The organism is Arthrobacter ginsengisoli (assembly GCF_031456935.1).
Classification (GTDB): Bacteria; Actinomycetota; Actinomycetes; order Actinomycetales; family Micrococcaceae; genus Arthrobacter; species Arthrobacter ginsengisoli.
In genome coordinates, this window is sequence record NZ_JAVDVQ010000006.1 from 259,869 (window position 1) to 270,935 (window position 11,067).

The following is an 11,067-nucleotide window of genomic DNA, read 5'->3' on the forward strand; positions in this document are numbered from 1 at the left end:
ATCACACCGGAGAGTCAATAGATGCACTTAGAAGGAGCGATTTTTTTGACAACGATGTCCGATCGTAGCCAGCCGGCCCTTTCCGCCCGTCCAACGATGCGCCACGTGGCTGCACTTGCCGGCGTCGGAATCAAGACCGTCTCACGGGTGATAAATGACGAACCTGGCGTGTCGGAGGCCACCCGGCAAAAGGTGCTCAACGCTTCCCGACAACTGAACTACCAGCTGGACATGGCGGCAGGCAGCCTGCGCCGCGCGGGCAGGAGAACGCTCTCCGTTGGGCTCCTGCTGCCGAGCGTCTCCAACCCATTCAGCGGAGAAATCAACCGGGCCATAGAAGATGCGCTGGGGGCCAGAGGGATAGCGGTTTTTGCCGCGAGCCTCGATGATGACCCCAGGCGGGAGCAGGCCATCGTTACGGCGTTTCTTGGCCGGCGCGTCGACGGACTCATCCTCACGCCGATCGCCCGAAGCCAGGCATATGTAATCCCGGAGCATTCTCGTGACCTGCCCCTGGTCTTCATTGACCGTGAACCGGTAGGGATGGAAGCGGACGCTGTCGTGACCGACAACGCCGCAGGCGCCGCGAGTGCGGCCGCTCACCTGATAAGCGGCGGCCACACCAGACTCGCCTACCTGGGCGACCGTACAGATATCCAGACTGCCCGGGAACGCCGGCGGGGGTTCGTGGAGGAAATCGGTCGCCACGGAATTCCCACGTCAACGATTCCCATCCGCGAAAACCTTCACAATGAAGAATCGGCGAGGCTTGCCGCGTTGGAGCTTCTCACCGCTGAGGACCCGCCGACTGCGATCTTCTCCAGTCAAAACCTGGTCACCTTCGGGGCCATGCGTGCCTTGCGGGAGCTAGGGCTAAGCAACCGCGTGGCCTTAATAGGATTCGATGACTTTACCCTTGCCGACATGATGGACCCGGGCGTAACCGTCATCGCCCAGCATCCCGAGCAGATCGGCAAGCTGGCAGCGGAGAGGCTACTGGCCAGGATTGACGGCGACGAACAGCCTCCACGTACCTATGTCGTCCCCTCCGAGCTGATACAAAGGGGCTCCGGCGAAATCCGCCCTCCGGCCTGATGCCGGCGAAATTGCTGAACACTCTGCCCAACCCATAAACCTGAGGAATCGTCATGACCAAAACCCTCTACGCCGAGTTCACCGTCAAGCCGGGCAGCGAAGCCCGAGTGGCCGAGATGATGCTTGAACTGACCCGGCACGTTCGCCAGGAACCGGGAAACGAGCTGTTCCTTCCCTACACCCGCCAAGAGAATGCCCGCGAGTACTTTGTCTTCGAGGTCTACCGCGATGAAGCTGCATTCCAGGAACACATCAGCGCCGACTATGGCGCAAGATTCAACGAGGAACTGGCACTCCACATCGAAGGCGACGGCTCGGAACTGACCTGGCTCCTGCCGATGGAATAGCGCTCGACCACGGTCGCCCACCCGCTTGATCGCGGGGGTGCATTTCGGCCCCGTGGGGGCTGAACGGACCTGTGCCCGGAAGAAAGAACCCCTCCAGCCTTCGTTGGCGGGGAATTTTCTCGTGCCTGCCAGGCCTTTCGCGTACCTCATCCAAGTGCCGGAAGTGCTCATGGTCGTGGCCGCCAAAACCGTTGACTTGTCCGAAGGACATCACTTAGAGTCCGACGCACTGACAACGTTGTCTATCTGAGACAAGCGCGATGAAGGGCAAAACAAGCAGATGAAGAAAACGACCACCCGCAGGATGCATGCCGTTTCTGGCCTGACCCTCGCGGGACTGACACTGGCTGCAGCACTGGCCGGTTCCATGCCAGCCTCCGCGGCCGAATTCGGGGATGAGCAGCACCGACCGGCCATTCATTACACCCCCGAAAAAAACTGGATGAACGACCCCAATGGACTCGTTTTCTACAAGGGCATCTACCACCTGTACTACCAGCACAATCCCTCCGGAAACACTTGGGGGAACATGTCCTGGGGTCACGCCACGTCCAAGGACCTTGTCCACTGGGAGGAGCAGCCCCTGGCGATCTCCACTGATGCCCAGCAGGATATCTTCTCCGGCAGCGTCGTGGTCGACAAGGACAACACGTCCGGTTTCGGTACGAAAGAGAACCCGCCCCTGATCGCTATCTTCACTAGCGCATACAAGGACGCTTCCCCGCATCGTGGCCTGCAGGCGCAGTCCCTTGCCTACAGCCTCGACGACGGGCAGACCTGGACGCAGTACGTCCAGAACCCGGTTCTGGACCGTAACTCGGCGAACTTCCGCGACCCCAAGGTCTTCTGGTACAACCAGCCCGGCGGCGGTGGCTACTGGGTAATGACCGCGGTCGAAGCCCAGGACCACAAGGTCGTCCTCTACAAGTCGAGCAACCTCAAGGATTGGTCGGCACTGAGCGAATTCGGGCCAGCCAACGCCACCGGAGGGCAGTGGGAATGCCCGGACCTGTTCCCGCTTGCCGTGGACGGCGATATGAACAACATCAAATGGGTCATGGTCGTCAATATCAATCCCGGCGGCGTTGCTGGCGGATCCGCCGGACAATACTTTGTCGGAAACTTCGATGGCACCACCTTCACCTCCGAGACCACCAAGCCGGCCGCAACGCTTCCTCCCGGCACGGTCCTGGCAGGGTTCAACGACGGAACCTACAACGGCTGGACTGTGAACAACGAGCCGGACAACTGGAAGAACGGTCCTTTCAGTGACGCCCCCGCCTCCGGGGCTCTTCCCGGCCAGAGCCCGGTGACCGGATTCGGCGCCACCGGTCTGGTCAACTCGTTCAACGACGGCGACTGGCCGCTTGGGTCCATACAGTCACCAACCTTTACGGTGTCTGACGATTATTTGAACTTTCTCGTGGGCGGCGGCAAGCACCCGCGGGTCTCCGACAAGCTGGACAACACCCCACCCGAGGGTGAACTCAAGTTCAACGGCTTCGAGGTTCCCGCAGGGACCACACTGGCCGACGCCGGCTGGACCGGAACCGGCGATCTGACACCCAATTTCCAGCCCGCTACCAGTGGTGGGGACTTCTACATCGGCGCTAAGCGGATCAACACCTTCGAGACCGGCACCGCACCGGGCGATGACCGGCAAGGCACCCTGACGTCACCGGAATTCCCCATCACCAAGAATTTCATGAGCATGCTGGTCGGCGGCGGCAACCGCTCCGCGGACTCCGGACAAATCCTGGCCGTCCAGTTGCTCATCAACGGCAAGGTGGTCCGCTCCCTCGCAGGAGACAATTCCGGAGTCATGAACTGGAAAGGCTGGGACGTCTCCGAATTCGCGGGGCAGAATGCACAGTTGCGTGTCATTGACCAGGCCACCGGCGGGTGGGGACACCTGACCCTTGACCACGTCATGCTCACCGACACCGCCGCTGTTCCCAGGTCCGATGAAGAATCCGTGAACCTGGTAATTAACGGACAGGTCGTGCGCACGGCCACGGGAAACGACAGCGAAACGCTCGACCGGGCATCATGGAATGTTAAGGAATTCGTTGGCCAACAGGCACAAATCAGAGTTGTCGACAACAACCGATTCGGCTGGGGCCACATCCTCGCGGACGAATTCATGCTCTCCTCCAAACCGGCAATATCGGCCCTGGAGACCTACGACTGGTTGGACTACGGCCGCGACTACTACGCCAGCGTGTCCTTCGGCAACATGCCAGATAATAAGCGGGTCATGCTCGGGTGGATGAATAACTGGGATTACGCCAACGAAATCCCCACCAACCCCTGGCGCAGTGCCATGGCACTTCCCCGCGAGGTCAACCTGACCCAGACCCCTGACGGCCCCCGCCTCACCCAAAGCGCCGTCAAACAAGTGGACAAACTGGACGGGAAGGTCTCCTACACAGACAACAAGGGCGGGCCTATTCCTGCAGGAACGCTCCAGTTGCCTGCCGCTGCCTCAGGCCAGGTCCAGCGGGTGGACATCACCTTCGCACCCGGCACGGCGAAAAAATCCGGCATCACTGTCCTGGGCGATGGAAACGTATCCACGGTCATCGGCTACGATGCCACGACCGGAAAGATGTTCGTTGACCGCACAAACTCCGGCAACACCGCATTCCACCCTGCGTTCGCTTCCATCGAGGATGCCCCCGTCACCCTGGACAAGAATGGCAACATCACCATGCGGATCTACCTCGACCGCTCCTCAGTGGAGGTGTTCGCCCAGAACGGACTCAGGACGATCACCGACCAGGTGTTCCCCAACCTCGGAGCAGACAAGATGGCCCTCTTCGCCGAAGGTGGGACCGCACAGCTCAAATCACTCAGCGTGACACCGCTGGAAAGGGCAATGTTTCTCCCTGAAAAGAAGTAACTTACTCACACTGTGACCGGCTCCCCCGAGAGTTGGAGCTAAAGGGACTGAGCTCGGTAATACACCGGGCCCAGTCCCTTCAGCTTTTCCAGCCGGGCTATGAAGCTTTCGCCTTGAGGATCGTCAAACGGCCAACAGGGGCGACATTTAGCGCTGCGAAAACGCCGCCACTTACCGCTGCGATTCACAAGCAGCGTTTCCGAAACCTCGTCCGGTCGGGCCGAACATCACCCGGGACTGGCTCGTTGCGCTGGCGGTGGTTGTCCTTCTCGCAAACGAAGGATTTCAAGAACACCTTGAATCGAGAATGGTGGTGCTTGCAGCGAGGGGCCGGAATGCCACGCCGTTCTGCCGAAAACCGCCATTGTGATGAGTAGCCCCGGCCAGGCGGGCGGTTCTCATAAATGGTTCTCGGAACTGTACAGTCGAGCCAGGAGTCCGAATCGAGTTTTGAGAAGCGAAACCCATATGGCTGCACGCCGTATCGGCTACGCCAGAGTGTCCACGCGCGACCAGAACCTTGATCTGCAGTTGGCTGCCCTAAAAAGTGCAGGATGCGACCGCATCTTTGAAGACACGATGAGCGGCACCAAAGCCGGGCGCCCCGGCCTCGCCGAGGCCCTGGAATCACTCCGTGAGGAAGACCCTCTCATTGTGTGGAAGCTGGACCGCCTTGGCCGCAGCGTGAAGGACCTCCTAGATTTCGCCGGAGGCCTGAACGAGCGCGGCATTGGGTTATGTCAGCCTCACCGACTCGATCGGTCGCGCCTGCCAGCTCTTTGAACGCCTCCGACTAATCCGACCTCCTCGTGGGCAACCTGAGTCCCACCAACGCCGGCAGCCGAGCCAGGCTCTCCCCGGCTTATCCTCAGCCGAACGTGCAGTCGACGATGACTTTTCTCAGAGCGGTCTCGAGAACGGCGAGTTCCTGTTCGTCGAGCCGCTCGACGAACAGTTTCGACACACCCTGAAGGTGGACCGGCATAGTTTCGGTCAGACGGGCGACGCCGGCCTCGGTCAGGGCGACAAGCACGCCTCGCCCGTCCCCGGCGGCGTTCGCCCGGCGTACCAGGCCCTCATCAACCAACCTCGCGACGCGGCGCGTCAACCCCGAGCGCGAGAGGAGCGTGCGGGCGGCGAGCTCCGTCATCCGCAGCTCACCGCCCGCGCCGGCGAGCTGGGCCAATACGCCGAAGTCGGCCAGGCGCAGGCCGGTGTCCTCCCTGAGATCGGTATCGAGTCGGCGCATGAGCGTCGCGTGTGCCTGCAGCAAAGCGCGCCACGCCTTCTCTCCGCGCCGACCCGGCAGCGACTCCTCGACAAGCCGGCCGAAAACAGCAGTTATGTCACCCGGTGAGGAATTTTTGTGCATAACCACCAGTTAACTCCATAGGTATTTGCAATCGCAAGTACCTCGGAGCGGTGAGGAGGACCGTCTCATGAGTGAAGTCCAGCCCCTCAACAGCACACTCGGCCGTGGGTTTGCCGCCTCGGCGGAGGAGACGCGGGTCGTGCGAGCCGTGGCGGCGCTGGAAGCGAACGGGATCACCGTCCTTCGCGTCGCGAACGCCGCAGAGGCCAAACGGATGGTCCTGGATCTCATCCCGGCGGGGTCGCAGGTGCATCACGGCGCGTCGCAGTCCCTGGAGGCTTCCGGTATCGCCGAGGAGATAGAGAGCTCCGGTCGGTACGAGTCCCTCCGGTCACGGGTCTTCGGCATGGACCGTGCGACGCAGGCCGACGAGATCCGCCGCCTAACCGCCTCGCCCGACGTCATGCTCGGCAGTGTCCACGCCGTCACCGAGACCGGGTCCCTGGTCACCGCGTCCGCGAGTGGTAGCCAACTCGGCCCCTACGCATCGGGCGCCGGGAAGGTGATCCTCGTGGTTGGGACGCAGAAGATCGTGCCCGACCTCGAGGACGCACTCCGGCGCATCGACGAATACGCCTTCCCGCTCGAAGACGTCCGTGCTCAGGCCGCGTACGGCGTGCACAGCGGTGTGAACAAAGTTCTCATCATCAATCGCGAGTGGACACCCGACCGGATCACCGTCGTCCTCTGCGATGACGCACTGGGGTTCTAGTCATGCCTGAATCGACGCTGGGTGTGGGGATCGTCGGGGTCAGCCTCGTCCGGGGCTGGGCCGCCACTGCCCACATCCCGGCACTGCGCGCACTGCCGAACTTGGAGATCCGGGCGCTCAGCGCGCACAGCAGGCGAAGCGTTCGGGGTCAGAGCGGTGTTCTCCGACCACGCAAGTCTTCTGGCCCAATCAGACATCGACCTGGTCGCGGTGACCGTCAAGGTCCCGCACCATCGCGAACTCGTCTCCGCCGCACTTGCCGCCGGCAAACCCGTCTACGGCGAGTGGCGACTTGGCCGCGACATCGACGACGCGCGAGCGATGGCCGCACTCGCCGCCGGGCAGGGAGTGCCTACGGTCGTCGGGTTGCAGGTCCGCCAGGGCCCCGCGATCCAGTTCCTCCAGGAGTTGCTCGGCGGCGGATACGACGGCGAGGTCCTGTCAACGACCATGGTCGGGCGTCAGCTGAATCCGGCTCACTAATATCCTGCCTCCGGCGAACGCCCCAAGCGTGCCTGAGGCGACGTAGCATCAAGGTATGGGGGCAGCCGGGAGTGTGGCGAAATGTTTGAGCGATTTACGGACCGTGCCCGTCGCGTAGTTGTGCTTGCCCAGGAAGAGGCACGCATGTTGAACCACGGTTACATTGGTACCGAACACATCCTCTTGGGTCTGATCCATGAGGGTGAAGGTGTTGGCGCCAAAGCACTTGAGTCCTTGGGCATTTCGCTCGACGGCGTGCGCGAGCAGGTACAGGAGATCATCGGCCCGGGCCAGCAGTCCCCGTCCGGCCACATCCCCTTCACTCCGCGAGCCAAGAAGGTCTTGGAGCTCTCGCTGCGCGAGGCCCTGCAGCTGGGCCACAACTACATCGGTACCGAGCACATCCTGCTCGGCCTTATCCGTGAGGGCGAAGGCGTGGCCGCCCAGGTGCTGGTCAAGCTCGGCGCGGATCCGAGCCGGGTCCGCCAGCAGGTCATCCAGCTGCTCTCGGGTTACCAGGGCAAGGAGGCCACAGGCCCCGGCCAGGATCACGTTGAAGCGGTTCCCTCTGGTTCCGTGGTTTTGGACCAGTTCGGGCGCAACCTGACCCAGGCGGCGCGGGAGAACAAGCTTGACCCCGTGATCGGCCGCGAGCAGGAAATGGAACGCGTCATGCAGGTCCTTTCCCGGCGCACGAAGAACAACCCCGTGCTGATCGGCGAGCCCGGCGTCGGCAAGACCGCCGTCGTCGAGGGCCTGGCCCAGGCGATCGTCCGTGGGGATGTCCCGGAGACCATCAAGGACAAGCAGCTGTACACCCTGGACCTGGGCTCCGTGGTGGCCGGCTCCCGGTATCGCGGTGACTTCGAGGAGCGGCTCAAGAAGGTCCTGAAGGAGATCCGCAGCCGCGGGGACATTCTTTTGTTCATTGACGAGATCCATACACTGGTGGGTGCCGGTGCGGCCGAGGGTGCCATCGATGCGGCCTCGATCCTGAAGCCGTTGCTGGCCCGGGGCGAGCTGCAGACCATCGGTGCCACGACGCTGGATGACTACCGTAAGCACATCGAGAAGGATGCTGCCCTGGAGCGCCGCTTCCAGCCGATCCAGATCAAGGAACCCTCCGTCGCTCACGCGATCGAGATCCTCAAGGGCCTCCGCGACCGGTACGAGGCGCACCACCGGGTCACCATCACCGACGGCGCGCTGGTCGCCGCGGCGAATCTCTCGGAGCGTTACATCTCGGACCGCTTCCTGCCGGACAAGGCGATCGACCTGATCGATGAGGCCGGCGCCCGCCTGCGCATCCGGCGGATGACCGCCCCGCCGGAGCTGAAGGCCATGGCCGAGCGCATCGCCGCCATGAAGCTGGAGAAGGAGTCCGCGATTGACGCGCATGACTACGCGGGTGCCGCGTCGCTGCGCGACAAGGAGCAGAAGCTCATTGCCGAGCGTAAAGAGAAGGAACGCCAGTGGAAGACCGGCGGCATGGACGACCTCTCCGAGGTGGATGAGGAACTGATCGCCGAGGTGCTGGCGAATTCCACCGGCATTCCGGTGTTCAAGCTCACCGAGGAGGAGTCCTCGCGCCTGCTGAAGATGGAAGACGAGCTGCACCAGCGCGTAGTGGGCCAGGATGAGGCGATTAAGGCGGTTTCGCGGGCGATCCGCCGCACCCGTGCAGGCCTGAAGGACCCGAAGCGTCCGGGCGGTTCGTTCATCTTCGCCGGCCCCACCGGTGTCGGCAAAACCGAGCTCGCCAAGGCCCTGGCCGAATTCCTGTTCGGTGAGGAAGATGCCCTGATTACGCTGGACATGTCCGAGTACTCGGAGAAGCACACGGTGTCGCGGCTCTTCGGTGCCCCTCCGGGCTACGTGGGCTACGACGAGGGCGGTCAGCTGACCGAGAAGGTCCGCCGTCGTCCGTTCTCCGTTGTCCTGTTCGACGAAGTGGAGAAGGCGCACGCCGATCTCTTCAACTCGCTGCTGCAGATCCTGGAAGACGGCCACCTGACGGATAGCCATGGCCGGGTGGTGGACTTCAAGAACACCGTGATCATCATGACCACCAACCTCGGCACCCGGGACATCTCCAAGAGTGTTGCCACCGGCTTCCAGTCCGGCACGGACACCCAGACCGGCTACAACCGGATGCGCGCCCGCGTCACGGAGGAGCTGAAGCAGCACTTCCGCCCAGAGTTCCTGAACCGTGTTGACGACGTCATCGTGTTCCCGCAGCTGACCCAGGACGAGATTATCGAGATCGTGGACATGTTCGTCGGCCGCCTGGAGAAGCGCTTGGCGGACAAGGACATGGGCATCGAGCTCACGCCCGCCGCCAAGGTCCTGCTGGCAACCCGCGGGTACGACCCCGCGATGGGTGCCCGGCCGCTGCGCCGGACCATCCAGCGCGAGATCGAGGACCAGCTCTCCGAGAAGATCCTCTTCGGCGAACTGCACGGCGGCGACATCGTTGTAGTGGATGTTGCCGGCGAAGGCGACGACGCCAAGTTCACCTTCGCCGGCAACACGAAACCGCGGATCCCGGACGCACTGCCGGCCGCAGGCTGATCGGATACCGTCGCTGGCCACCGCCGAGGTGGGCTGATAACCGGTGTCCCACCGCATTGCCCTGCAGGCTAAGGCATGCCGGACTCTTTAGTACCCGGCCGCGGCAGTGCTACCTTTTGGGCAATGTGGCGGTGTGGTTCGTCCGGACCACGCCACTTCCAATCAGCCGGAACCGGCATGTTCAATCCGGGGGCCGAGGGGTGCATCCGGAATCCGTGGCGCCAAGGATGACTGGGAATACGACGACGAGGCCGGCCGCAAGGACCATTTCATCCGGATCGTTCCTACGTCCATCAGCGGCCGCCGCTTCACCGTCACACCACCGCCAACCTGGTGGAGCTCCCTGGATGACGCCATCCGCCGGGTTGGAATGACATCCCGGTCATCTTCTCAAGGGCTGAAGCCCTCGGGTCGTCCGTCCTTAGCCGGACTTTCCACGATCGGCTGCTGAGGTAACTGCGCCGGAGAGCGAGGCATCCTCCGGATTCACAGGAGTGCTAGGAGAAATGAATCAACTAGTCAGAGACAGCGGCAAGTCTCGAGAATCCCGGCCGGGAACAGACCGACGAATTGAAGCAGCGCGATCGGCCGGCTGCTGCGGGTGGAGGACGAGCGGCACGTATGCGTCAAGGGCACCTGATCCGTCGGCCGCGGCGGCGTAGTCGCTTAGGTCAAAGGGGAGTAGATTTGCGGATGTCCACAGAACAAGGGAGTTTCCATGGGCGACGTGTGGATTCGTACCGCCGACCAGGGCCTGATTCGGGCCGCCAAAGTCACTGAAATTAGAACTTCTCGTGGATCGGTCCACGAGGAGACGGGATATGCGGTAACGGTGGTCGCGGGAGGCAAGGCTTTCCATGTTATCGACGACAGCGAGCTCGTGGGAGCTCAGGCTGAAAGGCTTGACTATGCACGGCGGCTGCAGGATGCGTTGTTGCTGGCCATGGATGCGGCCCGCGGCGCCGAGGCGCCGATGGTGATTAGCTACGAGAAGGACAGGGAAGGCTGGATGCTTACACCGACGTCTTATTTGGCCCGCAATTTCCCGCCCCTGAGTTACGCGAAGGACTAGCCATCCGAGGGCCAGCGCGAATTCCCCGGCCGCCGGCTGTGATCCCGACAAGAGAAGAAGCGCCAGTCCGACCGTGGCCGCAACGCCGCAACGCCGCAACGGCGAGCCTGGCGACTGTGGCCACGGCCGAGCCGCCGCCGGTCAGCTCCGCTTGAGCCTGTTGACGGGTGGAGGCTGTGGTTGGCGGCCAGGATCCGGAGGGCATCCATCGCGGGGACCGGCCGGCTCGAGCAGCTGCCAGGACCGGTGGCCAGCGTCGAAGAGCTCCTTATGCAGGCTCACGACTTCGGACATTCCGTGCAGACGACTTCTAAAAATGACAGCACAATGGCGTAACGGACCGGGAGTTGACTGCCATTCTGGCCAAATTGGGGCGCTAGCCAATATGTCCTTGTCGGACGCCCGTTCCGGGCTGAAGATGGTGCCGTGGTCGCCTGTCAACGCCGTGTCTCTATGGTTCTTTCAGGCCGTGCGCTAGCCGGACGCTGGGGATCACGTTGTGGGCCCTTCACT

General features: G+C 62.6%; 9 protein-coding genes. 8 read left to right on the top strand and 1 reads right to left on the bottom strand.

What is annotated here, in order from left to right:
• Positions 1 to 96 precede the first annotated feature (96 nt).
• From J2X01_RS09790 to J2X01_RS09805, 4 genes are all read left to right on the top strand, one after another.
• Positions 97 to 1,095, top strand: coding sequence for a LacI family DNA-binding transcriptional regulator (locus J2X01_RS09790; RefSeq protein ID WP_310056344.1), 999 nt, complete (start codon positions 97 to 99; stop codon positions 1,093 to 1,095).
• Between the two features lie 53 nt (positions 1,096 to 1,148).
• Positions 1,149 to 1,442 (top strand): putative quinol monooxygenase, encoded by a 294-nt coding sequence (locus tag J2X01_RS09795; protein WP_310056323.1) that lies wholly within the window; start codon positions 1,149 to 1,151, stop codon positions 1,440 to 1,442.
• A 280-nt stretch (positions 1,443 to 1,722) separates the two neighbouring features.
• Positions 1,723 to 4,344 (top strand): GH32 C-terminal domain-containing protein, encoded by a 2,622-nt coding sequence (locus tag J2X01_RS09800; RefSeq protein WP_310056326.1) that lies wholly within the window; start codon positions 1,723 to 1,725, stop codon positions 4,342 to 4,344.
• A gap of 450 nt (positions 4,345 to 4,794) precedes the next feature.
• A complete protein-coding gene (locus J2X01_RS09805) occupies positions 4,795 to 5,127 on the top strand; it encodes a recombinase family protein (RefSeq protein ID WP_445344434.1) in 333 nt (110 codons plus the stop codon).
• Between the two features lie 85 nt (positions 5,128 to 5,212).
• On the opposite strand, the gene J2X01_RS09810 is transcribed toward J2X01_RS09805, so the two are convergent.
• Positions 5,213 to 5,716, bottom strand: coding sequence for a MarR family winged helix-turn-helix transcriptional regulator (locus tag J2X01_RS09810; RefSeq protein ID WP_310056345.1), 504 nt, complete (start codon positions 5,714 to 5,716; stop codon positions 5,213 to 5,215).
• Positions 5,717 to 5,783: 67 nt separating this feature from the next.
• Here J2X01_RS09810 and J2X01_RS09815 point away from each other — a divergent pair, with 67 nt between their 5' ends.
• The 4 genes from J2X01_RS09815 to J2X01_RS09835 all read left to right on the top strand — a co-directional run bounded on the left by J2X01_RS09815 (position 5,784) and on the right by J2X01_RS09835 (position 10,554).
• Positions 5,784 to 6,428: a lactate utilization protein gene (locus tag J2X01_RS09815; RefSeq protein WP_310056328.1), complete on the top strand. Its 645-nt coding sequence runs from the start codon at positions 5,784 to 5,786 to the stop codon at positions 6,426 to 6,428.
• Between the two features lie 21 nt (positions 6,429 to 6,449).
• On the top strand, positions 6,450 to 6,911 hold the full coding sequence (locus tag J2X01_RS09820) for a Gfo/Idh/MocA family oxidoreductase (RefSeq protein ID WP_310056331.1): 462 nt from the start codon (positions 6,450 to 6,452) through the stop codon (positions 6,909 to 6,911).
• Between the two features lie 81 nt (positions 6,912 to 6,992).
• Entirely contained in the window at positions 6,993 to 9,482 is a 2,490-nt protein-coding gene (locus J2X01_RS09825; protein ID WP_310056334.1) for an ATP-dependent Clp protease ATP-binding subunit, read from the top strand.
• A gap of 718 nt (positions 9,483 to 10,200) precedes the next feature.
• Entirely contained in the window at positions 10,201 to 10,554 is a 354-nt protein-coding gene (locus tag J2X01_RS09835; protein WP_310056337.1) for a hypothetical protein, read from the top strand.
• Positions 10,555 to 11,067 lie beyond the last annotated feature (513 nt).

Coding starts and splice junctions, on each gene's coding strand:
- J2X01_RS09790 (WP_310056344.1), top strand. CDS start 97: ATGCGCCACGTGGCTGCACTTGCCGGCGTCGGAATCAAGACCGTCTCA.
- J2X01_RS09795 (WP_310056323.1), top strand. CDS start 1,149: ATGACCAAAACCCTCTACGCCGAGTTCACCGTCAAGCCGGGCAGCGAA.
- J2X01_RS09800 (WP_310056326.1), top strand. CDS start 1,723: ATGAAGAAAACGACCACCCGCAGGATGCATGCCGTTTCTGGCCTGACC.
- J2X01_RS09810 (WP_310056345.1), bottom strand. CDS start 5,716: ATGCACAAAAATTCCTCACCGGGTGACATAACTGCTGTTTTCGGCCGG.
- J2X01_RS09815 (WP_310056328.1), top strand. CDS start 5,784: ATGAGTGAAGTCCAGCCCCTCAACAGCACACTCGGCCGTGGGTTTGCC.
- J2X01_RS09825 (WP_310056334.1), top strand. CDS start 6,993: ATGTTTGAGCGATTTACGGACCGTGCCCGTCGCGTAGTTGTGCTTGCC.
- J2X01_RS09835 (WP_310056337.1), top strand. CDS start 10,201: ATGGGCGACGTGTGGATTCGTACCGCCGACCAGGGCCTGATTCGGGCC.